19 protein-coding genes are annotated in these 21,705 nt (G+C 74.5%); 11 read left to right on the forward strand and 8 right to left on the reverse strand.

Features of this window, described 5'->3' with window-relative positions; genetic code table 11:
- Nucleotides 1-239: 239 nt before the first annotated feature.
- From ACZ7MY_RS08580 to ACZ7MY_RS08590, 3 genes are all read right to left on the reverse strand, one after another.
- Nucleotides 240-1,340: a PLP-dependent cysteine synthase family protein gene (locus ACZ7MY_RS08580; RefSeq protein ID WP_499600527.1), complete on the reverse strand. Its 1,101-nt coding sequence runs from the start codon at nt 1,338-1,340 to the stop codon at nt 240-242.
- A 106-nt stretch (nt 1,341-1,446) separates the two neighbouring features.
- Nucleotides 1,447-1,821 (reverse strand): hypothetical protein, encoded by a 375-nt coding sequence (locus tag ACZ7MY_RS08585; protein WP_499600528.1) that lies wholly within the window; start codon nt 1,819-1,821, stop codon nt 1,447-1,449.
- A gap of 38 nt (nt 1,822-1,859) precedes the next feature.
- Nucleotides 1,860-2,219 carry an ArsR/SmtB family transcription factor gene (locus ACZ7MY_RS08590; protein WP_499600529.1) on the reverse strand — a complete coding sequence of 120 codons (360 nt, stop codon included), beginning with the start codon at nt 2,217-2,219 and terminating at the stop codon, nt 1,860-1,862.
- A gap of 61 nt (nt 2,220-2,280) precedes the next feature.
- Between ACZ7MY_RS08590 and ACZ7MY_RS08595 the strand changes: the two genes are divergently transcribed.
- The gene (locus ACZ7MY_RS08595) at nt 2,281-3,423 is read left to right on the forward strand and encodes a cation diffusion facilitator family transporter (protein ID WP_499600530.1); all 1,143 of its coding nucleotides are present in this window, start codon (nt 2,281-2,283) and stop codon (nt 3,421-3,423) included.
- Between the two features lie 269 nt (nt 3,424-3,692).
- Complete coding sequence (locus ACZ7MY_RS08600; RefSeq protein ID WP_499600531.1) at nt 3,693-4,442, forward strand: hypothetical protein; 750 nt, start codon at nt 3,693-3,695, stop codon at nt 4,440-4,442.
- Nucleotides 4,443-4,461: 19 nt separating this feature from the next.
- On the opposite strand, the gene ACZ7MY_RS08605 is transcribed toward ACZ7MY_RS08600, so the two are convergent.
- Together ACZ7MY_RS08605 and ACZ7MY_RS08610 are read right to left on the reverse strand one after the other, a co-directional pair.
- Complete coding sequence (locus ACZ7MY_RS08605; protein ID WP_499600532.1) at nt 4,462-5,400, reverse strand: SDR family oxidoreductase; 939 nt, start codon at nt 5,398-5,400, stop codon at nt 4,462-4,464.
- Between the two features lie 133 nt (nt 5,401-5,533).
- Nucleotides 5,534-6,505: a helix-turn-helix domain-containing protein gene (locus ACZ7MY_RS08610; RefSeq protein ID WP_499600533.1), complete on the reverse strand. Its 972-nt coding sequence runs from the start codon at nt 6,503-6,505 to the stop codon at nt 5,534-5,536.
- Nucleotides 6,506-6,735: 230 nt separating this feature from the next.
- Between ACZ7MY_RS08610 and ACZ7MY_RS08615 the strand changes: the two genes are divergently transcribed.
- From ACZ7MY_RS08615 to ligA, 5 genes are all read left to right on the forward strand, one after another.
- Nucleotides 6,736-7,935: an MFS transporter gene (locus ACZ7MY_RS08615; protein WP_499600534.1), complete on the forward strand. Its 1,200-nt coding sequence runs from the start codon at nt 6,736-6,738 to the stop codon at nt 7,933-7,935.
- A 203-nt stretch (nt 7,936-8,138) separates the two neighbouring features.
- Nucleotides 8,139-9,152, forward strand: a complete 1,014-nt coding sequence (locus ACZ7MY_RS08620) for a cation diffusion facilitator family transporter (RefSeq protein ID WP_499600535.1) — start codon at nt 8,139-8,141, stop codon at nt 9,150-9,152.
- A gap of 453 nt (nt 9,153-9,605) precedes the next feature.
- Nucleotides 9,606-10,430 carry an alpha/beta fold hydrolase gene (locus ACZ7MY_RS08625; protein WP_499600536.1) on the forward strand — a complete coding sequence of 275 codons (825 nt, stop codon included), beginning with the start codon at nt 9,606-9,608 and terminating at the stop codon, nt 10,428-10,430.
- Between the two features lie 93 nt (nt 10,431-10,523).
- Nucleotides 10,524-11,528: an NAD(P)H-dependent flavin oxidoreductase gene (locus ACZ7MY_RS08630; protein ID WP_499600537.1), complete on the forward strand. Its 1,005-nt coding sequence runs from the start codon at nt 10,524-10,526 to the stop codon at nt 11,526-11,528.
- Between the two features lie 118 nt (nt 11,529-11,646).
- Nucleotides 11,647-13,677, forward strand: coding sequence for an NAD-dependent DNA ligase LigA (gene ligA / locus ACZ7MY_RS08635; protein ID WP_499600538.1), 2,031 nt, complete (start codon nt 11,647-11,649; stop codon nt 13,675-13,677).
- Between the two features lie 38 nt (nt 13,678-13,715).
- On the opposite strand, the gene ACZ7MY_RS08640 is transcribed toward ligA, so the two are convergent.
- A complete protein-coding gene (locus tag ACZ7MY_RS08640) occupies nt 13,716-15,119 on the reverse strand; it encodes a D-alanyl-D-alanine carboxypeptidase family protein (protein WP_499600539.1) in 1,404 nt (467 codons plus the stop codon).
- A 249-nt stretch (nt 15,120-15,368) separates the two neighbouring features.
- On the opposite strand from ACZ7MY_RS08640, the gene ACZ7MY_RS08645 reads away from it, so the two are divergent.
- From ACZ7MY_RS08645 to ACZ7MY_RS08660, 4 genes are all read left to right on the forward strand, one after another.
- Nucleotides 15,369-16,088 carry an SDR family oxidoreductase gene (locus tag ACZ7MY_RS08645; protein WP_499600540.1) on the forward strand — a complete coding sequence of 240 codons (720 nt, stop codon included), beginning with the start codon at nt 15,369-15,371 and terminating at the stop codon, nt 16,086-16,088.
- A 103-nt stretch (nt 16,089-16,191) separates the two neighbouring features.
- Entirely contained in the window at nt 16,192-16,944 is a 753-nt protein-coding gene (locus ACZ7MY_RS08650; RefSeq protein WP_499600541.1) for an SDR family oxidoreductase, read from the forward strand.
- 27 nt (nt 16,945-16,971) lie between these two features.
- Nucleotides 16,972-17,820 carry an oxidoreductase gene (locus ACZ7MY_RS08655; protein ID WP_499600542.1) on the forward strand — a complete coding sequence of 283 codons (849 nt, stop codon included), beginning with the start codon at nt 16,972-16,974 and terminating at the stop codon, nt 17,818-17,820.
- Between the two features lie 46 nt (nt 17,821-17,866).
- On the forward strand, nt 17,867-18,652 hold the full coding sequence (locus ACZ7MY_RS08660) for a hypothetical protein (RefSeq protein WP_499600543.1): 786 nt from the start codon (nt 17,867-17,869) through the stop codon (nt 18,650-18,652).
- Between the two features lie 277 nt (nt 18,653-18,929).
- Here the strand turns inward: ACZ7MY_RS08660 and ACZ7MY_RS08665 are convergent, their stop codons facing one another.
- Together ACZ7MY_RS08665 and ACZ7MY_RS08670 are read right to left on the reverse strand one after the other, a co-directional pair.
- Nucleotides 18,930-19,883: a YihY/virulence factor BrkB family protein gene (locus ACZ7MY_RS08665; protein ID WP_499600544.1), complete on the reverse strand. Its 954-nt coding sequence runs from the start codon at nt 19,881-19,883 to the stop codon at nt 18,930-18,932.
- Between the two features lie 41 nt (nt 19,884-19,924).
- Nucleotides 19,925-21,655: a bifunctional phosphatase PAP2/diacylglycerol kinase family protein gene (locus ACZ7MY_RS08670; RefSeq protein ID WP_499600545.1), complete on the reverse strand. Its 1,731-nt coding sequence runs from the start codon at nt 21,653-21,655 to the stop codon at nt 19,925-19,927.
- Nucleotides 21,656-21,705: the final 50 nt, after the last annotated feature.

The raw sequence follows: 21,705 nt of genomic DNA on the forward strand, positions 1-21,705 counted from the left end.
CTCCGATGGTGGTGCGAGGGGCGGAGCGGCACTCCGGCCTCGTGTCTCGGACCCAGAAGACGTCACCTCACGCCTGCCGAGTTGCGGCCCCCTGTCACAGGGGGGCAACCGAATGTCACCGCCCTGCGACAGGGCCGGGACTGTACCCCGGCCACCCCCTACGTGCCGGTTCCCGGGGCGGCCGTGTCCCCCGTGCCGGCGGCACGGGGGACACGGCCGCCCGATGGGGTGGTGCCGCGTCACACGGCCTCGGGCGCCTCCGCGGGGTGCGCCGGCGGGGCGATGAGGGAGGCCACGGGGTTCGTCACCGTCCGGCAGCGGGTCCACCGGGCGGCCTCGGCGTCACCCGGCGACGCGATCTCCGTCGGCTCCGTCGCCGGGGCCGCGGCGAGCAGCCCGCGGTCGCGGCAGAAGTCGTCGTCGTAGACCGTGGACAGGTAACGGTGCGGGCCGTCGGGGAAGACCGCCACGATGCGTGCCCCCGAGGAGTGGGTGCGCGCGGCCCAGCCGGCGACGAGGGCGACGGCACCGACGCTCCAGCCCCCCGACGCGTAGTGGGAGCGGGCCAGGGCGCGACAGGTGTGGACGGCTTCGGCCGGGGCGACCCAGTGCACCTCCGTGAACTGCTCGTACGCCACGTTGCGGGAGTGGATGCTGCTGCCGATGCCCCGGACGAGGCGGGGCCTGACGGGCTGGCCGAAGGTGATCGAGCCGACGGTGTCCACCCCGATGACGTGCAGGTCCGGGTTGACGGCGCGCAACGTGCGGCTGACACCCGCCGAGTGGCCGCCGGTGCCGACGCTGGTGACCAGGACGTCCACCCGGCCCAGTTGCTCGATCAGTTCCCCGGCCAGGGGCGCGTAGGCGTCCGCGTTGTCGGGGTTGTCGTACGGGTCCGCGCACCACGACCCCGGTTCGGCGGCGAGCAGTTCGGCCACGCGCCTGCGGCAGGCCTCCTGCCAGCCCCGATAGGGGTGGGCGTCGCGGACGATGTCGAGCCGGGCACCGCGCGAGCGCAGCAGGCGCTTCATGTCCGGCTCCAGGTCCGGGTCGGTCACCAGTGTGACGGGGTGGCCGAAGACCCGTCCGGCGAGCACCAGTCCGAGGCCGAAGGCGCCGCTGGTGGAGGCGACGACGGTCCCGCCGGGGAGGAGGTCGCCGCGCTCACGGGCACGGCCGACCATGTGGACGGCGGAGCGGTCCTCGATGCCGCCGGGGTTGGCGCCCTCGAGTTTCGCCCAGAAGCCGCGTCCGGGGGTGGTGAGGGGGTGGGAGATCCACAGCAGGGGCGTGTTGCCGACCGCGGAGGCGAGGTCGCGGCCGGTGGTGGTCTCGTTCATGGTGTCCGCCTTCTGGTGTCGTGGAGAGTGCCGTGCACGGCTCACCCGCCGCCCGTGTCCGCACGGGCGGGGTGAGGGACCGTCAGCCGGTCCGGGCGGGCGTCTCCTAGATGCGCCAGAGGCAGAGGACGGACGGTGCCGCCGTCGCTATGCGGGCGTCGGGGGCCGGGGCGCTGCCCGGCGTGTTGTGCGAGGCGGGCAGCCGTGCCGGCGCCCTTTCGGCGGCGCCGGTCTGCGCGGGGCCGGTGCCGTGCTCGCGCGGTCCGGTGCGCGACCCGGGCAGTTCGGAAGTGCCGGGTGAGCAGTCCTCGCCCGGGTGGTGCGGAGCGACGGGGTGGGGCCGCTCCTCGGCGTTCGCCGGATGGACGTGCGCGTGGGGTCCGTCGTGGACGTGCGCGGGCGAACCGGCCACGGTGAAGCAGAATGCGGCCAGCAGCGCGACGAGGAACGTCGGGCACGTTCCGCGGTGGCGGCCTCGCACAGGGCGCACATTACGCCATGAAGCGGCCCGGAACGGTCTCAGGCGTGCGGTGGTTCGCCCCTCAGATGGTGATCGGCGAGGTTGAGCACCTCGTCGACGAGCCTGCGCAGGTGGCCGTCGGCGAGTTCGTAGACGACCCGGCGACCCTCCTTGCGGGAGGAGACCAGGCCCGCGAGGCGGAGTTTGGCCAGGTGCTGGCTGACGGCGGGACGCGCGGCGCCGGCCCGCTCGGTCAGCGTGGAGACGTCCGCCTCTCCCTGGGTCAGCCTGTGCAGCACCGCGAGACGGGTGCGGTCGGCGAGCAGGCTCAGGATCTCGGCCCCGCGGGCGTAGTGCCCGGCGCCCGGCTCTCGCGGATGCGCACCATGCGCAGGTGACAGGTGCATGCGTGCGTTCATGTGCACATAATGACGGGAAGGCTCAGCCCGTGTCCACCGCGACTCCCCGGAAGGCGGTCCCATGAACGGCCGGCACACGCACAGCCCCGACCACGACCTCGGCGGCGGTCACGACCACGGTCACGGTCACGGGAACGCGCACGCGCACGCGCACGCGCACGGCAAGGGCCACGCCCACGTCGAGGGCCACAACCACGACCGCCCGGGCCTCCGGGGCACGGCCCGCCTGCGGCACCGGCTGGGACACCTGCTGCGCCCGCACTCCCACGAGTCCGCCGACAAGGTGGACCGGGCCCTGGAGTCCTCCGACGAGGGCATGCGGTGCCTGTGGGTCTCGCTCGCCGTCCTCGGCGTCACCGCGATCGTCCAGGCCGTGGTGGTCGTCCTGTCCGGCTCGGTCGCCCTCCTCGGCGACACCGTGCACAACGCCGCCGACGCCCTCACCGCGCTGCCGCTCGCCGTCGCCTTCGTCCTCGGGCGGCGGGCCGCGACGCGGCGCTTCACCTACGGCTACGGCCGCGCCGAGGACCTCGCCGGGATCGTCATCGTCCTCACCATCACCGCCTCGGCCGGTTTCGCCGCCTGGACCGCCGTGGACCGGCTGCTGCACCCGCGGGACGTCGCCTACCTGCCCGCCGTCGCCGTCGCGGCGGTGATCGGCTTCGTCGGCAACGAATGGGTGGCCCGCTACCGCATCCGCGTCGGGCGCGGGATCGGCTCGGCCGCGCTCGTCGCCGACGGCCTCCACGCCCGTACGGACGGCTTCACCTCGCTGGCCGTGCTGTTCGGCGCCGCGGGCTCGGCGCTGGGGTGGCGCCCGGCCGACCCGGTCGTCGGCCTCGCCATCACCGCGGCCATCCTGCTGGTGCTCCGGGACGCCGCGCGCGAGGTCTTCCGGCGCGTCATGGACGCCGTCGACCCGGCGCTGGTCGACGAGGCCGAGCGCGCCCTGCGCGCGGTGCCGGGCGTCCGGGAGGTGGCCGAGCTGCGCCTGCGCTGGATCGGGCACCGGCTGCGCGCCGAGGTGGCCGTGGTCGTCGACGGCGACCTCACCGTGCGCCGGGCCCACCAGGTCGCCGTCGCGGCCGAACACGCCCTGCTGCACGCGGTGCCCCGCCTGACCGCCGCCCTGGTGCACGCCGACCCCGCACCCGTCCCGGGCATGGCCGACCCGCACGCCGAACTGGCCCACCACGCCGCGTGAACCCCGGGGGGACACCCCGGCCCCGCGAGGGTCCGCGGCGCGGCGAGCCGCGCCGCCCGCCACGACCGGCACCGCCCCGCCACCGGACACCACGTCAGCCCCCTGACCGGGCACATCGGGGCGGTCCGGAACTGCCGCCAGTGCGCGCGCATCCGCCGGAACTTGACTGGGCATATCTTCCGATATGCACCGGATTCGACACCTTCGACTCGTTCCACCGCCCCGTGCGCCCGAGCACCCCGGCGGCTGTCACTGGGTGAGGTGGGCACGTGGGCACAGCGGGGATGACCCTGACCGTCCTGGTCCTCGTGCTCGCTGGAGCAGGGCGGCGGCTCCACCGCTACCCCGGCGGCTGGAGATTCGCGCTCTGCGGCCGTCATGACACCGAACGGAACACCCTGGACCGCGCCCGGCGGGCCGTCCGGACCCTGCGGCGCGGGGCCCGGCGCGAACTGGCCCGGGCACGGGCGCGGGTGGCCCGGGCCGACCGCGCCCACCGGCGTCGCGTCGACGACGCCGAGCGCCACCTCGCGCGGCTGCGCCGGCCGGGCAGGGGCACGTACCTCGCCACGCTCGGCAAAGTCCGCCTGCACGAGCACATGATGGTCGTTGCCGGACCGGAGACCAAGGTGCTGCCCCTGGACGGTCTCGACGTGCGGTTCGAGCACAGCTCAATCGGCAGCCACCTCTACCTCAGGCGGCCGGACGGGGTGCACCTGGAGTCGTACCCGCCCGGCGAGCAGGACGAGGACGGCGTGCGCCGCTTCAGCGTCCGCATAGAGAACGCGGTGGCCAAGGAGAAGGCGTTCCTCACGGCACTGGCCACGAAGGTCAGGAGGGCCGAGGACGACCTGAAGGCGGCGCGCGCGGACACGGGACCCGTCCGGGACGCCCGCAGGCACCTGGACCTGGTGGCCGACCGCCGGCGCCGCGACCCGGCACTCGCCGAGGCGCTCGCGGACCTCGAAGCCGCCCGGGACCGCTGGCAGGCCCTCACCGGCCGGCGCCCCCCGTGTTAGACGGCGCGGGTCGCCGCCCTCACCGGGGCGGGGGGTTCGGCCGGTCCGTCCGGGCGGACGACGTGAAGGCGTCCCAGTCGGCGCGCCCGCCGGCCCCCATGACGCCGGTGGCGGAGCCGAGTTCGGTGCCGGAACGCGCGTGCAGCTCGCGCCGGGCCATCCAGGAGACCACCGGGGGGAACAACGGTCGCAGGGGCTGGCACCAGCGCAGCCACGACGGGGCGTAGACGTGGTGGGCGCGGCGGGCGATGCCGGTGGCGAGCCGGTCGGCCACCTGGGCGGGCGCGTGGACACGGCGGGCGAACGACGGCTGGTTGCGCCGCAGGGCGTGCAGCACGGGGTGGTCGTCCAAGCCGGTGATCATGTCGGTGCCGGTCCAGTGGAGGTAGGCGATGCCGACGGTCACGCCGTCGGGCTCGACCTCGCCGCGCAGGGCCTGGGCGAAGGACTCGGCGCCGGCCTTGGAGGCGCAGTACGCGCTCATCAGCGGGGCGGAGGAGAAGGCGGCGGTCGACGCGATCTGCAGGAAGTAGCCGCGGGTCCGCGTCAGCTGCGGGAGGAAGGCCCTGGCCGTGTTCGCGGCCCCCACCAGGTTGACCTCGACGACCCGCTGCCAGAGGTCGGCGTCGGTCCGGGCGAAGGGCCCACCGGCGGCGATCCCCGCGTTGGCCACCACCACGCTGGCGGGCCCGAGTTCGGCGTCCACCCGGCGGGCGGCGGCGTCGAGCGCGGCGCGGTCGGTGACGTCCGCCTCGACGAAGATGTTCGGGTGGGTCAGCGAGGCCGCCGCCTGACGCAGGGTCGCCTCCTCGCGGCCCAGCAGCGCCACCCGCATACCGAGGTCCGACAGGTGCCGGGCGAGTGCCTCGCCCACTCCGCGGGCCGCGCCGGTGACGACGGCCACGCGCCCCTCCAGCGGGGCCGTGACCCCGCGGCCGCGTGCGCTGGTACCGGTCATCGTCACTGGCACACCGTTCGGTCGGGTACGGGAGCGTGGGCACCACCGAGTGAAGCCGAGATCCGGCCGCCGGGCCGCGTGCCGCGTCGGCGGCCGCCGGGCCGCCACTCGAACGGGGGCCCGGCACCGGGGGTCAGTCGCGCGCGGCCGGGGACCGGTCGCGGGTGGCGTCCGCGCCCCAGCTCGCCAGCAGGCGCAGCGCCTCCTCCGAGGCCGAACCCGGCTCGGCGTGGTAGGTCGACAGCGACTGCTCCGGGTCGCCGGGGAGCGCGAGGGTCTCGTAGCGCAGGGTGAGCGCGCCCACCAGTGGGTGCTGCAACCGCACGGTGCCGTGGGACTTCCGCTTGACGTCGTGGGCCGCCCACAGCGTCCGGAACTCCTCGCTCTTCAGGGAGAGCTCGCCGATCAGCGCCGCGAGCAGCGGGGCGTCGACGTGCCGGCCGGCGTCCATCCTCAACTGGCCGACCACGTCGGTGGCCTTGGACTCCCAGTCGGCGAAGAGCCGCCGTGCCGCGGGGTCGAGGAAGGTGATCCGGGCCCAGTTGCGTTCCTCCGGCGTGCGCTCGGCCCAGTCGCCGAACAGCGCGGACGCCGTGCGGTTCCAGGCCAGCACGTCGCTGCGGCGGCCCCACACGTACGCGGGCACGCCCTCCAGCGCCGACAGCAGTTCGCACACCGCGGGCCGCACCCGACGGCTCCGGTCGGCCGCGGGCCGGCGCTTGCGGGGCCTGGGCCCGGCCAGGTGCAGCAGGTGGGCGTGCTCCGCTTCCGAGAGCCGCAGCGCCCGGGATATCGCGTCCAGCACCTCCCCGGACACGTTGGGGCCGTTGCCCTGCTCCAGGCGCGTGTAGTACGCCACGGACACCCCGGCAAGCTGCGCAAGCTCCTCGCGCCTGAGACCCGGCACCCGGCGCCGGCCGTACTCGGGGAGCCCCACGTCCGCGGGCTTCAGCCGGGCCCTGCGGGTGCGCAGGAACTCGTTGAGCTCCGAGCGTGCGTCGAGGCCGTGCTCGGTGCCGGGGAGCCGACCGGGTCCCGCTCCGGGTCCAGGACCGGGATCCGGCACGGCGGCCGGGCCGGTGCGGCGGTCGGGGTGGCTGGCCATGCGCCCCAGTATCGCGCCGGATCCCTGGCGGAGCCTGTCCCTGCCGGTGGTAGGCACGGCGGACGTCGGCTCGGCGGGGGCCTGGGTAACGCCGTACGGCCGGAGCAGCCTGGACGAGCCCCCGGAGGACGACCGCCCGGGGCCACGCCGCCCGAGCCGCTCCGGGTCGCGTGCCGCCGACCCGTCCGCCCTTCGCCGCCGGGTCACCCACACCTCATGGACCAGGAAGAATGACGGAAACGACCACCACAGCTCCGTCCACCCCAGCACACGGGCGGAACCGCCTCCCCGGGAAGGCGCTCTTCGGCCTCTTCCTCAGCGGGTTCGTCGGCATCCTCACCGAGTGCCTGCCCGCCGGGCTGCTGCCGGAGATCAGCGCCACGCTCCACACGAGCGTGTCGCTCACCGGCCAGACCGTGACGATCTACGCCCTCGCCACCGCGATCGGCGCGATCCCGCTGACCAGGGCCACGGCCACGTGGCCCCGCAAGAACGTGCTGCAGCTGGCGCTCGGCACCGTCGCCGTCACCAACGCGCTCACCGCGCTGTCCGGCGACTACGCGCTGACCCTCGTGATCCGCTTCGTCGCCGGCCTGGGCACCGGGCTCATCTGGCCGATCCTCGGCGGCTACGCCGCCCGGCTCGCCCCCGAGGGACGCCAGGGCCGGGCCATCGCCATCGCCCTGGCCGGGACCCCGGTCTCCCTGGCCCTCGGCGTCCCGCTGGGCACCTGGCTGGGCGCGCTGGGCGGTTGGGAGCTCGCCTTCCACGCCTCCGCCGTACTGACCGCGCTGACCATGGCGTGGATCCTGGCGACGCTGCCGAACCTGCCCGGCCGGACGGAGGGCGAGCACTTCACCGTCCCCCGGGTCCTGCGCCTGCCGGGGCTGCGCACCATCCTCTTCGCGCTCGCCACGTACATGGTCGCCCACAACATCCTCTACACCTACGTCACCGACCTGCTCGGGTACCTGGGCATGGGCGGGCAGACGGGCTGGGTGCTGTTCGCCTTCGGCGCCACCTCCATCCTGAGCGTCCTCGTCGTCGGCACCCACATCGACCGCCACCTGCGGAAGCTCGTCGTGGGCAGCACCGCGCTGTTCGCGGTCAGCGTCCTCGTGCTCGCCGTCGCCTCGGGGGTGCCCGCGCTGGTCTACGTCGCGGTCGCGGCCTGGGGCTTCGCCTTCGGCAGCTCCCCCAGCCTGTTCATCGGCGCCGCGATCAACGCGACGGGGGCGGCCGCCGACGTCGCGCAGTCCGTCACCATCACCGTCTTCTCCTCGTCCATCGCCCTGGGCGGCCTGATCGGCGGCCTCCTGGTCGCGGACCTGGGGACGGCGTCGATCACCTGGGCGGCACTGGTCCTCCTGGTCGCCGCCGCGGCGGCCGTGACCGGCGGCAGGAAGCACGCGTTCCCCGCGGGCGCGTGACGGCGGCCGGGCCCGTCACCTGGTGACGGGCCCGGCGCCCCTCGCGCGACGCGCCGGCCGGACTCCGCGGCCGATGGCGTTCGTGCAGCTCAGAGGCGTGCTATTGGTGTTGACAACGGTCACCGGTACAGCCTTTGCAGATCCGCGCCCCGGTGTGTTTCCCTTCCGTTCCGGCACCCGGAAAAAGGGGGAGGACGTCTCTCATGAGCGCTCATGGCCACGATCACGGTCACCGGCACGGCACCGGCGGCCACGAGGGCCACTCGCACGGGGTGTCCGCCGACGCCGACCGCCGCTGGCTCGGCATCGCGCTCGGCCTCATCGCCGGGTTCATGACCGTCGAGGTCGTCATCGGCCTGATCGCCCGCTCCCTGGCGCTGCTCTCCGACGCCGCGCACATGCTCACCGACGCCGCGTCCATCGTCCTGGCCCTGATCGCCATGCGCCTGGCCGCCCGCCCGGCCCGGGGCGGCTTCACCTACGGCCTCAAGCGCGCCGAGATCCTCTCCGCCCAGGCCAACGGCATCACCCTCCTCCTGCTGGCCGCGTGGCTGGCCTACGAGGCGGTGCAGCGGCTCGTCTCGCCCCCGGACGTGGAGGGCGGCCTGGTCCTGGTCACCGCCCTGGCCGGCATCGCCGTCAACGTCGCCGCGGCCTGGTGCCTGTCCAGGGCCAACCGCACGTCCCTCAACGTCGAGGGGGCCTTCCAGCACGTCCTGAACGACCTGTACGCCTTCATCGGCACCGCCGTCGCCGGTCTCGTCGTCCTGCTCACCGGGTTCGCCCGGATCGACGCCATCGCGACGCTCGTCGTGGTCGGCCTCATGGTCAAGGCGGGGTACGGACTGGTCAGGGAGTCGGGCCGCATCTTCCTGGAGGCCGCGCCGCCCGGCCTCGACCCCGACGAGGTCGGCGACAAGCTGGCCGCGCACGACGCCGTCACCGAGGTCCACGACCTGCACATCTGGACGATCACCTCCGGACAGCCCGCGCTGTCCGCGCACGTCCTCGTCCGGCGGGGCGGGGACTGCCACGCCGTCCGGCACGACCTCGAGGGCCTGCTCGCGGCCGACTACGGCCTCACCCACACGACCCTGCAGCTGGACCACGCGGCCGCCGAGCTCCTCACCGTGGGCGAGGGCCGGGGCGGCGGCGCGAGGTCGCACTGCGACGACCCTCACGGCCCGGTCCACCACGAGGGCCCCCACGCGCACTGACGGGCAGTCCGGCGGGCGGTGACGCCCGCGTTCCGGGCATGCCCGGAACGCCGACCGGACGGTGACCACGGCATCGCGGTGAGCAGCGGACGGGGCAGCGGGACCGCACGGGCCGGGGGGCCTCCGCGCCTCGAATGGTGGGCCGACCCGTGCACGTGCCTGAGCTCGTTCGACGTGCACGTCGAGGCCGGGGTCACCGGTCCGGCCTGGACCCGCCACGCGACGTTCGCGGACCCGCACACCTGGGATCACCACGACGGGTTGGACTTCCTGATGGCACTCGCCCCTGCTTCTCGCTGCGCTTCGGGCGCCCGCGCCTCTGACGCACGACGCGAGCCCAGCCGGTCCGCGGAGTGATCCGCCGCCGCGGAAATCGCCCCGCCGGGAACACGGCCACTTCGGATGAAGTTGCACAAACCAATACGCAAGCCCGGCCACACCGAGGCGATGCTCATGGCAGCGGAACACCACCTCCTGACACCGGACGCGGACATCGCCTTCTGGGACGAGGGGGACGGCGAGGCCGTGCTCCTCGTCCACGCGTCCTTCGGCGCCGACTGGTTCGCACCGCTCGCCGGGCTGCTGCCCGGCTTCCGCGTCGTACGCACCCACCGCGCCGGGTACGGCAGGAGCCGGGACCTGAGCGGCCGGCTGAGCGTCGACGACCACGCCCGGCACCTCGCGGAGGTGCTCGGCGCGCGGGCGACCGGGCCGGTCCACGTGGTCGGCCACTCCACCGGGGGCACCCTCGCCCTGCAACTGGCCGCCGCATGCCCGGGCCTCGTCCGGTCGATGGTGCTGCTGGAACCGGCCCTCCCGTACGCCCCGGGCGAAGCGGAGAGCGAGGCCATGCGCCGGGCCGTCGCCGCCGCCGAGGACGGCGACCTGGCGCGCGCCTACGGCCACTTCCCGGGGAGCGTGTGCGCGCCGGGCTACCTGGACGTCATGACGCGCACGCTCGGCACGGACGGCTTCCGGAGGTCGGTCCTCAGCGGCAGGTACTACTTCGACCACGAGCGGGCGGCGTTCGCCGCGTGGGACGCCGACGCGGCGGGCCTCGGCTCACTGCGCCAGCCCGCGCTGCTGGTGGCGGGCGGCGAGGGGGAGCGCCTCGGCACCCCGTACCGGGCGCGCAACCGCGCACTGGCGGCGCGCCTGGCCCGCGCCGAGCAGGTGACGCTGCCGGGCGTCAGCCATGCGATGCCCCTGGAGGACCCCGCCCTCGTCGCCTGGACCGTGCTCGACTTCGTACGACGCCACCCCGTCGACGCCGTCTGACGCCCCGGGGCCGCGTCCGCCGTCAGGGTGACGCTCCGCCCGCGCGACGCGTCGCAGTGGCGGCACCGCGAGGGCGGGCGCTTGCATCAGCACATGGCGACCGTACCCATTCCCCTGCGCACCCGGTTCACCGACCTCGTCGGCTGCGACGTGCCGATCCAGCTGGCCGGGATGGGCTGGGTGAGCGGGCTCGACCTCGCCGACGCGGTGTCCGCCGCGGGGGCCCTCGGGATGGTCGGCTACCCGATGGCGCCGGCGTCGGTGCTCTCCGAACTGCTCGACGCGGTGCGGCGGCGCACCTCCCGCCCGGTGGGGGTCAACTTCATCCTTCCGCTGCTGGAGGACGAGGCGTGCGTCGACGTCGCCGCGGAGCGGATGCCGGTCGTCGAGTTCTTCTACGCGGATCCCGTCCCGCGCCTGGTCACCCGGGCCAAGCGCGGCGGGGCGCTGGCCGCGTGGCAGGTGGGGTCGGTCGAGGAGGCGCGGGCGGCGGCCGACGCGGGGTGCGACTTCGTCGTCGTCCAGGGCAGGGAGGCGGGCGGTCACGTGCGCGGCGTACGGCCGCTGCTGCCGCTCCTCGACGACGTGCTCGACAGCGTGGACGTCCCCGTCGTCGCCGCGGGCGGGATCGCCACCGCCCGGTCGCTCGCCGCGGTGCTGGCCGCCGGGGCGCACGCGGCCCGCGTCGGGACGCGGTTCGTGGCGACGCACGAGTCCGACGCGCACCCGGCGTACAAGGAGGCCCTGATCAGGGCCGGCGCCGGCGACACCGAGCTGACGACGCAGTTCTCGGCCGGATGGCCGGACGCACCGCACCGCGTCCTGACCGGCTGCGTCGAACGCGCCCGCGCACTGGACACCGACGTCGCCGGCGAGGCGGTACTGGGCGGCGTGCACGTGCCCGTCCCCGCGTCCAGCCCGGTCTGCCCGCTGCGGACGACGACCGGCCGGCTGGACGCGATGGCCCTCTACGCGGGAGAGGCGGTCGGCGCGGTGTCCCGGCTGGAGTCGGCCCTGGACGTCGTCCGCGAACTCGCCGACGGGGCCGCCCGGTTGCTGTGCAAGGCCTCCGGCGGGATCGGCAAGGAGCCCGCCTGAGACGTCCACGACGACGTGGGCGGACACGGGGGTTTTCCACAGGCCGGTTGCCGCTCACGGCCGCGCCGTGGTCCTCGGGGCCGGTTCGCTGTCAGACCCGTGCAGCAGGATGCAACGCATGACGACAGTGATCGCTGCCCCGCTGATGTCCCGTGAGGACTACCGCTCCGCCGTGGACACGGCCCTGCAGGCGTGCGCCGCCTACTACGGCGACGGGACGAGCCCGCTCGACGACGCCGCCTACGACCTGCTGGCCTCGCGCATCCGCGACTACGAGACCGAGCACCCCGGGGACGTCCGCGAGGACTCCCCCACGGGCAAGGTGGGCGGCGGGGCCGCCCCGACGGGCGACGTGGCGCACACCGTTCCCATGTTGTCCCTCGACAACGTCTTCAGCGCCGAGGAACTGGTCAAGTGGGACGCGTCGGTCGCCCGGCGGCTCGGGGCGCCCGTGCAGGGCGGCTACGTCACCGAACCCAAGCTGGACGGGGCCGCCATCGCCGCCCGGTACGTGGACGGGCGCCTGACGCGGCTCGTCACGCGGGGCGACGGCAGCTCCGGCGAGGACGTCTCCCACGCGATCGGGTCGATCGTGGGCCTGCCGTCGGTGCTGAACACCTCCGCCACCTTCGAGGTGCGCGGCGAAGTCCTGCTCACCCGGGAGCAGTTCGCGGCGGCCAACGCCGTACGGACCGCCCACGGGGCGAAGGTCTTCTCCAACCCGCGCAACGGCACGGCCGGCACGCTGCGCGCCAAGGACCGCCCCTACGTGATCGAGACGACCTTCTACGCCTACGGGGTGGTCGGCCTGCCCGGCGACACCCACACGCAGATGATGGACGCCGTCGCCGCCGCGGGGGTGCAGACCACGGCCGCCACACCGGTGGGACCGCGGGTCTGCGCCACCGTGGAGGACGTCCAGCGCCGCGTCGACGAGATCGCGGCACTGCGCGCGGAGCTGCCGTTCGGCATCGACGGCGTCGTCATCAAGGCGGACGCCGTCGCCGAGCAGGAGAAGGCCGGGTTCGCCACCCGGCACCCGCACTGGGCGACGGCGTACAAACTCGCCGCCGCCGAGCGGCAGTCGAAGCTGCTCGCGGTGGAGTGGAACGTCGGACGCACCGGCGTCATCGCACCCCGGGCCGTGCTGGAGCCGGTAGAGGTCGACGGCAGCATCGTGCGGTACGCGACGCTGCACAACCCGAAGTTCATCCGCGACAGCGGCCTGATGATCGGTGACACCGTCATGGTGTGGAAGGCCGGCGACATCATCCCCCGCATCGAGGCACCCGTGGTGGAGCTGCGCACGGGTGACGAGACGCCCGTGGTCTTCCCCGAGTCGTGCCCGACGTGCGGCGGCGAGATCGACACCTCGGGCGAACGCTGGGAGTGCGCGGGCGGCGCCGGCGGCGGATGCGGCCTGCTCGCCGCGCTGCGGTACGCCGTGGGCCGCGACCAACTCGACATCGACGGCCTCGGTGTCACCTACCTCGAGGCCCTGGTCGACAGCGGCGCCGTCGCCGACGTGGCCGACCTGTTCGGCCTCACGCGCGAGCGGCTGGTCGAGGCCACCCGCAGCGAGAAGCGCGCCGACACCGTGGTGGCGCAGATCGAGGCGGCCAAGGCCAAGCCCCTCAACCGGGTGTTCTGCGCGCTGGGCATCGTCCGCACCGGCCGTACGCTCTCCCGTGAGATCGCCCGTCACTTCGGCACGATGGACGCGATACGCGCGGCCGACGCCGACGCCCTGGCCGCGGTGCACAAGCTTCCGGCGGCGAACGCCCCCAAGATCGCGGCGCACATCGCGGCCATGGGTGCCGTCATCGACAAGCTCGTCGCCTCGGGCGTCACCATGACCGAGCCCGCGGCGGCCTCCATCGGCACGCCCGGCGAGGCGAGGCCGCTCGACGGTCAGGTCGTCGTCATCACCGGCGGCATGAACGGGCTCCTCGCCGGCCGGAACCGCAACGAGCTGAACGAGCTGGTCGGCAACGCCGGCGGCACCTCGTCCGGCAGCGTGTCGAAGAAGACCACCCTCCTCGTCGCGGGCGAGGGAGCGGGTTCCAAGCTCGCCAAGGCGCAGGAACTGGGCACGAAGGTGCTCACCGAGCAGGAGTTCGCGGACCTCGTCGCCGGCTACCTCGTCTGAGGGAAGCGGCGAGCGGCCCGCGATCCGCTTCAGCCGGATCAGCCGAGGCGGGTGAGCTTCGAGCCGAGCGACGGCGAGGACAGACGGCCGCCGAGGGCGACCGGCACCTTCACGGCGCTGTCGTCGTCGCCGACGGTGAGGGTGCCGATCGGGGCGCCGGCCGGTGCCGCGTGCGGGATGCCGTTCCTGGGGGCGTCCAGGGAGAGGCCCACCCTGAGGCCGCTCCAGCCGATCGCGCGGACGTCCTCCGTCGCCACGACCTCCGTCCGTCCGCCGAGACCGTCGTCGATGTAGCCGACGGCCTCGCCCTTCCCGACGACCACCCGCGAGTCGAGCGCCCGGAGCGCGGCCTGGAGCAGCGTGTCGCTGCGGCCCAGCACCGTGTCGAGGATGTCGGCCTTGTGCTGCCCGAGCACCGCGCCGACGACGAGCTGTTCGGTGCCGTCGAGGTCGCGGACCGCCGCGAACAGGAGGTTGCCGCCCGCCTTGGTGCTGCTGCCGGTCTTGATGCCGACGACGTCGCCGGAGCCGAGCAGTCGGTTGACGTTCCGCTGGACGTCTCCGTTGAGGTCCGTGTAGCGGGTCTTGGCGGCGAGTTCGGCGAAGACCGGGTCCTTCATCGCCGCGTGCCCCAGCCTGACCTGGTCGCTCGCGGTGCTGACGGTGCTCGCCTCCAGGCCGCTGGGGTCGGTGTACGTCGTGTCGTCCATGCCGAGTTCCCTGGCGGTGGCGTTCATCTTCCGCACGAACGCCGCCTCCGAACCCGCATCCCAACGGGCCAGCAGACGGGCGATGTTGTTGGCCGAGGGCAGCATCACGGCCTCCAGCGCCTCGTACTCGCTAAGCTTCTGGCCCGCCCTCACCTTGACGACGGACTCGCCCTCCGTCTGCCCGCTCCCGAACTGGTCCTCGGCCTTGCGGTCGACCGGGACGGTCTTGCCCGTCTCGCCCTGCTCGATCGGGTGGTCGCGCAGGATGACGTAGGCCGTCATCACCTTGGCGACGCTCGCGATCGGCACCGGCCGCTGTTCACCGAACGCGCCGATCCGGCCCAGGCCCTCGGCCTCCAGCACCGCCTGGCCCTCGGCGGGCCACGGCAGTGTCGGCCGGTCGCCGCCGAAGGTGTACGAGGGCGCCGTGGTCAGCCTCAGCGTGGGCGCCGGGAGCGGCCGCAGCGCCTGGACCACGCAGAAGATCAGCACCAGCAGCAGGACCACCGGGAGCCAGGTCCTCAGCGGGTTGACGGGGGTGCGCTCCGCCGGTTCCGGGGGCAGCGGCGGGGGTGGCGGAGGCGGGTTCGTCAGCTCGTCCAGCAGCGTCCGGCGCCCGCCCGTGGGCGCGGAGGGCTCCGTCGCACCGCTCGGTTCGTTCGCGCCGCTCGGTTCGGTCGTCTCCCCCGACGACTCCCGCTGATCCGCCCCGCCGGGGGTCTCGCCCGTCACGCCGGCCTCCTCGACGACCTTTCGTTGCCGAACACCAGTTTCCGGACCGTGGCGGCCGCGGCATCGTGAGCGCCGCCAAAGGAGTGCCTCCGCCACCCGCACGGCTCCTCGCCGGTCCTCCGGTGGTCCTCCGGTGGTGGCGGCACCAGGGGCGATATACGTTCGAGGAGGGAGGACGACCACGGGCCGCCGTGGCGCGCCGTGACCGCGCGCCGGAGCCCCGCCGCCGCACGCCGGGAGGGTGTCCCCATGAAGGTCCAAGGGTCCGTCGCCTTCGTCACCGGAGCCAACCGCGGGCTCGGTGAGCAGTTCGTGAAGGCACTCTTCGAGGCCGGGGCGGCCAAGGTCTACGCGGGAGCCCGCGACCCCGCGAAGGTCTCCGTCCCCGATGCCGTCCCCGTCGCGGTGGACATCACCGACCACGCGTCGGTGCGTGCCGCGGCCGAGCAGGCCGGGGACGTGACCTTCCTGGTCAACAACGCGGGATCCACGACCCGGGCGAACGTCCTCACCGCCGACCTGGATGCGTTCCGCTCGGAGTTCGAGACGCATGTCATCGGCACCCTCGCCATGAGCAGGGCCTTCGCCCCCGTGCTCGGCCGCAACGGGGGCGGCGCGATCGTCAACGTGCTATCGATCCTGTCCTGGGTGTCCGTCCCGCGCACCGCCGGGTACGCCGCCGCCAAGTCCGGCGAGTGGTCGATCACCAATGCCCTGCGGCTGGCGCTGGCCGAGCAGGGGACGCAGGTCACGGCGCTCCACGTCAGCTACCTGGCGACGGAGATGGCCGCGGCCGTGACCGGCCCGAAGGAGGATCCCGCGACCGTGGCGCGTGCCACCCTCGACGGCGTGGAGGCCGGGGCGGACGAGGTGGTCGCCGATGACATCACCCGGCGGGTCCTGGCGCAACTGTCCGGTGGCACGGTCGCGCTGTACCCGCAACTGCGCGGCGGCGAGCCGCTGTTCTGACGCCCCGGCCCCTGATCCCCCGGCCCCTGATCCCCCGGCCCCCTGACCCCTCAGCCCCCTCTCCCCCGGCCCCCCACGACGGGGCCGGCGATCGGAGGTACCCATGACGGGCGGCACCGCGCACCAGGAGCCCGCCGACCTCGGCGGCCAGACCGTCGTGGTGATCGGGGCCAGCTCGGGCATCGGCCTGGAGACCGCGCGCCGGGTACGGGACGGCGGCGGGGAGGTGGTCCTGACCGGGCGCAACCCCGACCGGCTGCGGAAGGCCGCGGACGAACTCCGGCCGCTGAGCACGGCGGCCTTCGACGCCACCGACACCGACCGCCTCGGGGAGTTCTTCCGGGGCCTGCCCGGCACCGTCGACCACGTGCTGCTCACGGCAGGCAGCCCGTTCTACATGCCGCTGGCGGAGATGGACCTCGCCACGGCCCGCCGTCACTTCGGCGACCGCCTCGCCATGACCCTGGGGGTGGCGCTCCACAGTGCCGGCAAGGTCCGCCCCGGCGGGACCCTGCTGTTCATCGGCGGCACGGGCGGCCGGCGCCCCGGCGTCGGCATGGCCGTGGCGTCCACCCTCACCGCGGCGCTGCCCGCCCTCACCGCGAACCTGGCGCTGGAACTGGCGCCGATCCGCGTCAACCTCATCGCCGCCGGCTTCGTCGACACCGCCCTGTCGGCGTCGCTGCTGGGCGACCGGCTCGAGGCCCGGCGCGAGGAACTGCGCGCCACGCTGCCCATCCGGCGGGTCGTCGGCCCGGCGGACGTCGCCGCGCTCGCCACCCACATCATGTGCAACGGCGCGCTCACCGGCGGGACGTACGACATCGACGGCGGCCAGAACCTCATCGCGCACTGACCCCCGGAGACCCGGAGTGTGGCTGTCATGATCACTTGGTTCATCACCGGCGCGGCCCGCGGATTCGGACTGGAGCTCGCCCGACAGGCACTGGAGCGCGGCGACCGCGTCGTGGCGACGGCCCGCGACCCCCGGGGCATGGAGAAGGCGCTCTCCGCGTACGGCGAGCGGGTGCTCGCGGTCGCCCTGGACGTCACCGACGAGGCGCAGGCCCGCGCGGCGGCCGACGCGGCCGTGTACGCCTTCGGCAGGATCGACGTCCTGGTCAACAACGCGGGCCGCGGGGTGCTGGGAGCGGTCGAGGAGGTCTCCGACGCGGCGTTCCGGGCGGTCTACGAGACGAACGTCTTCGGCCTCGCCAACGTCACCCGTGCCGTCCTGCCGGTCATGCGCCGGCAGCGGGCGGGCCGCATCCTCAACCTGAGCTCCATCGGGGGTTTCCGCGGCGCGCCCGGCTTCGGCGTCTACTGCTCCACCAAGTTCGCGGTCGAGGGGCTCTCCGAGGCCCTGCACGACGAGCTGTCCCCGCTGGGCATCCACGTCGTGATCGTCGAACCGGGCTACTTCCGCACCGACTTCCTCGACGCGTCCAGCCTGCACACCGAGGGCCGGGTGATCCCCGACTACGCCGCCACCGCGGGCGCGGTGCGCGATGCCGTCCCCGGCCTCAACCGCGTCCAGCCCGGTGACCCGGTCAAGGGCGCCCGGGCCATGATCGAGCTCGCCGACACCGGCCACCCGCCGATGCGCGCGCAGCTCGGCAGCGACTGCGCCGCCGCGATGGACGGCAAGATCGCCGAGCTCCGCAAGGAGACCGACGCCTGGCGGCCCCTCGCGCTCTCCACCGACCACGACGCCACCGGCTCCGCGGCCTGACGGACCGGCCGTCCGCCCGCGGTACGCGCCGCTGTACGCTGCGCCGATGGCGAGCGACGGACCGGGTGGGCAGGAGGGGACCGAGCGGACCGCCCAGGCGTTCGGCCCGCCGATCCGGCGCATCTTCCGGGACGTGATCGCGGACCGGGTGCCCGAACGGGACCGGCCGCCCCAGGCCCACATGCTGTTCACGCCCTCTGCGAGTCCGTACTGGGCGGACGACTCCGATTTCCTCGCCGACTTCTACAGCGAGATCCTCCACCAGGACACATGCCAGGCCTCCACAGCCGAAGGCCTCGTGCTGCTCGCGGTGCTGGCCGGCGACGACCGGGTGCCCGCGCGGGAGCGCTTCGGTGCGGTGGGCGTCCTCTTCAGCGCCGCCACGGTCGCGGAACGCCATCAGGCCTCCTGCTGGCCCGACACCCCGCCCCACGCGGACCCGGAGAGCGAAGCCCGGGCCCGCGCCGTGGTCGGGTCCCGCGCACCGGAGCTCCTGGGCCGGTGGCAGGCCGAGTGCCCGGCCGTGCGGCTCGCCCTCGCCGCTCTGGCCGTCGTCTTCCCCACCGCACGCACGCTGCCGGCCCTCACCGCCCGCCTGCGCCCCTTCCTGGCACGGCACCCGCCCGGCACCCACGTCGGGGACTACGTGCGGTTCGTGCTGGTGCTGGCCGCCCGGAACGCGGACGAGACCCTGGTCGCCGTCGAGGGATACACCGACATCTACTGGTCCGGCACGTTCCGCCAGGCACCCACGCGGGCACGAGCCCTCCACCTGCTCGGACAGATGCTGTCCCGGGTGGCCGTCGACCTGAGTTCCTTCCCGGGGCCGTAACGCGGACGGCCGGCTGGTCCTCCGGGCACGTGGGGCCCTACTTCTGCAGGAAGGACCGCAGCAAGGCCGTCTCCCCGGCACGCGCGAGTGCGGGCGAAGCCCCAAGGCACGTGCGGTACGGCGGATACCGGCTGATCGACCGCCCCTGAGCACACCGTTCCGATCGACATCAGCGCTCGTCGAAGCCATGCGCACATCGGGCACCCCGCAACCTCGCCCTCGGCCGGCCGCCGCTCGGCCCGCGCACGCGCACGCGACCGGCTCCGCCGAACGGGGGTCACACCCCGGGGTCGTCGGCGGCCGGTTGCCGTACCCCCGCCCGGACCGCCTCCAGTTGCGCGGCGAAGGCCAGGCCGAGGAAGAGCGCGACCGAGGTGAGGTAGGACCACAGCAGCAGTGCGACGAAGGCGCTGAGCGGCCCGTACATGCTGGTGAAGGATCCGTTGGCACCGACGTACAGGCTGAGCGCCCACGTCGACAGGCTCCACAGCACCAGGTACGTCGTCGCGCCGAAGGCGAGCCAGGTGTAGCCGGGTTGGTCCCGGCGGGGTGAGCGGCGGAAGATCGCGCTGGTGGCGAGGACCGCGAGGAGTATCCCGAGCGGCCAGCGCAGGACGTCCCAGGCGTGCGTGGTGGCGGTGTCGAGGTGGTAGACCTGCGCGAGGGCCCGGGTCAGGTGGGCGCCCAGGACGGTGAGGACGAAGCTGAGGCCGAGCGGCACGCCCGCCAGCAGGGCCATCACCAGGCCGCGGCTGTACTTCTGCAGGAAGGGGCGGTCCCGCTCCACGCCGTAGATGCGGTTGGCGCCGCGCTCGACCTGGCACAGCCCGGTGGTGACGTTGACGACGGAGAACAGCAGCCCCAGCCACAGGGCCGCCTGCCCGCCGCCGTCGCCCTGCCGGTGGCTCTGCCGCAGGGCGTCGTCGATCACCTGCTGGCTGGGTCCGCTCGCGATCCGGCGCACGGTCAGTTCGGCGACGCGGCCGATGTCCTCGGTGTGCAGGACGCTCGACAGGCCGATCACGGCGATGGCGAAGGGGACGATCGACAGGACCGTCTGCAGGGCCAGCGCGCGGGAGTGGCTGAAGCCGTCGGCGTAGCGGAAGCGCACGAAGGAGTCGCGCAGCAGGCTCCAGCCTCCGTGACGGCGCAGCGCGGCCCAGGCCTCGTCGCCGGACAGTTCGTCGCCCTGGACGTCGCGTCGCTGCGGGACGCGGGTGGCGGTGCCCATCGTTCTCCTGCCTGGTACGGCCGCGGGGGAGCGGCGGGAACTCAGCCGCCGGAAGCGACGGCGCGGTCGTCCTCGTGCCGGGCGGCACGGGCGGGCGCGGGGGTGGAGGTGGGCGCGGGGGCGGGCAGGCGGACGGCAAGGGCCGCCGGCTGGACCTCGACGGTGAGCCGGGTGCCGTCGGGGACGACGTCGCCGTCGAGTTCGCGGGCCTGGGGCGTGGCGAAGCCGAGGTCGATCCGCCGGGCCTGGAAGTACTCCAGGGCTCCCCTGGCCACCGGCGAGCCGGCCGGCGCGCCGGCGCCGCGCCGTCCCGCGCGGCGCGGCAGCATGCCCGCCACCAGGTGCCCGGCGGCGGCCGCCCATCCGGTCAGGCCGCGCGGATCGAGCAGCACGAGGTCCACGTGGCCGCTGTCGGGGCGCGCCGCGGGCAGCAGTGGCAGGCCGCCCTGGAGGACACCGACGTTGCCGATGAGGACCATCCGCGCCCGGCGCGTCAGCTCCGGGCCGCCGTCCAGGCGGATCGCGACGTGCATACGGGGTTCGCGGAGATGGCCGAACCCCGAGACCGCGTAAGCGCTCCAGCCCAGGCGCGCCTTGAGCCGGTCCGAGGCGTCGCGGACCATGGCGGCGTAGAGACCCGCTCCGGCCATGACGGTGAAGCAGGTCGCGGGCAGCCCGTCGCCGTGCACCCGCCCCACGTCGATGCGGCCGGTCCGCCCGGCGAGGGCCCGCTCCAGGGCCGCCGCCGGGTCCAGGGGCAGGTCGAGGTTGCGGGCCAGCAGGTTGCCGGTGCCGCACGGCACGATGGCCAGCGCGGTGTCCGTGCCCAGCAGGGGCTCGGCGCAGGCGCGGACGGTGCCGTCGCCGCCGCAGGCCACGACCAGCGCCGGACCGGATCGCGTGGTCAGCGCCCTCAGTTCGCCGCCCGGATGTTCGGCCGTGGTGAGGGTCCACCGCTGGTCGGTGTAGCCGTGCCGGTCCAGGGCCGCGCGGACCGCGTCGGCCAGTTCGTCGGGGCAGGCGTGCGGATGCCGGACGACGACGGCCCGGCGTCCGCCGGCGCCGCGACGGGAGCGGGGGCCGGGTGGGCGTCCGCGTCGCTGCCTGCCCGGCGGCAACAGGGCGCGGGCCGCCACGAACAGGGTGCAGGCACCGTTGAGGAGACCGCCGACGACGTCACTGGGGTGGTGCATCCCCGCGTACAGCCGTGCCGCCGCGACCGCCGCGGGGAGGCAGAGCAGCAGCGCGGTCAGCGGCAGCCGCCAAGGGTGGCGCGGTCCTCGGGCCACGATCACGGCCAGGGCCCCGTACAGGGCGAGCGCGGCGCCCACGTGCCCCGAGGGGAAGCTCGAGGTCTGCGGCGCCTGCTCCAGGTGCGGGACGTCCGGGCGGGGCCGTGCCACGCACAGGGTGACGAGGACGAAGACCGCCGACTGCGCCGCCACCGCACCGGCCAGGAAGCACGCCTCGGCCCGCCGTGGAGTGCGGGGCAGCACGAGCAGCGCCACCACGCACAGCAGCGTCACGGCGACCACCCCCTGCGTGCCCGCGACCAGGGACAGCCCGCGCGACACGGCGTCACCGGCGCCGCTGCGGTGCGCGGACAGGAACCGGACGGCTCCGTCCTCCGCCGACAACGGCCACCGGCCCGCCCACGGGCCGGTCACGAGCACCCCGAGCGCGACGAGCAACGCCCACTGCACGGGCAGCAGCAGGGGCGACAGCAGCAACCGCCGCTGCCGTACGGGGACCGCGGTCCCATCGATCCTCATGGCTGCCGTCTTACCCGTCAGGCGCGGGTGACGCGTGCCGCGCTGGAACG

The sequence above is a fragment of the Streptomyces sp. NPDC111520 genome (genome assembly GCF_055635295.1).

Coding starts and splice junctions, on each gene's coding strand:
- ACZ7MY_RS08650 (WP_499600541.1), top strand. CDS start 16,192: ATGACGGGCGGCACCGCGCACCAGGAGCCCGCCGACCTCGGCGGCCAG.
- ACZ7MY_RS08660 (WP_499600543.1), top strand. CDS start 17,867: ATGGCGAGCGACGGACCGGGTGGGCAGGAGGGGACCGAGCGGACCGCC.
- ACZ7MY_RS08625 (WP_499600536.1), top strand. CDS start 9,606: ATGGCAGCGGAACACCACCTCCTGACACCGGACGCGGACATCGCCTTC.
- ligA (WP_499600538.1), top strand. CDS start 11,647: ATGACGACAGTGATCGCTGCCCCGCTGATGTCCCGTGAGGACTACCGC.
- ACZ7MY_RS08670 (WP_499600545.1), bottom strand. CDS start 21,655: ATGAGGATCGATGGGACCGCGGTCCCCGTACGGCAGCGGCGGTTGCTG.
- ACZ7MY_RS08645 (WP_499600540.1), top strand. CDS start 15,369: ATGAAGGTCCAAGGGTCCGTCGCCTTCGTCACCGGAGCCAACCGCGGG.
- ACZ7MY_RS08610 (WP_499600533.1), bottom strand. CDS start 6,505: ATGGCCAGCCACCCCGACCGCCGCACCGGCCCGGCCGCCGTGCCGGAT.
- ACZ7MY_RS08655 (WP_499600542.1), top strand. CDS start 16,972: ATGATCACTTGGTTCATCACCGGCGCGGCCCGCGGATTCGGACTGGAG.
- ACZ7MY_RS08595 (WP_499600530.1), top strand. CDS start 2,281: ATGAACGGCCGGCACACGCACAGCCCCGACCACGACCTCGGCGGCGGT.
- ACZ7MY_RS08630 (WP_499600537.1), top strand. CDS start 10,524: ATGGCGACCGTACCCATTCCCCTGCGCACCCGGTTCACCGACCTCGTC.
- ACZ7MY_RS08620 (WP_499600535.1), top strand. CDS start 8,139: ATGAGCGCTCATGGCCACGATCACGGTCACCGGCACGGCACCGGCGGC.
- ACZ7MY_RS08665 (WP_499600544.1), bottom strand. CDS start 19,883: ATGGGCACCGCCACCCGCGTCCCGCAGCGACGCGACGTCCAGGGCGAC.
- ACZ7MY_RS08605 (WP_499600532.1), bottom strand. CDS start 5,400: ATGACCGGTACCAGCGCACGCGGCCGCGGGGTCACGGCCCCGCTGGAG.
- ACZ7MY_RS08580 (WP_499600527.1), bottom strand. CDS start 1,340: ATGAACGAGACCACCACCGGCCGCGACCTCGCCTCCGCGGTCGGCAAC.
- ACZ7MY_RS08590 (WP_499600529.1), bottom strand. CDS start 2,219: ATGAACGCACGCATGCACCTGTCACCTGCGCATGGTGCGCATCCGCGA.
- ACZ7MY_RS08615 (WP_499600534.1), top strand. CDS start 6,736: ATGACGGAAACGACCACCACAGCTCCGTCCACCCCAGCACACGGGCGG.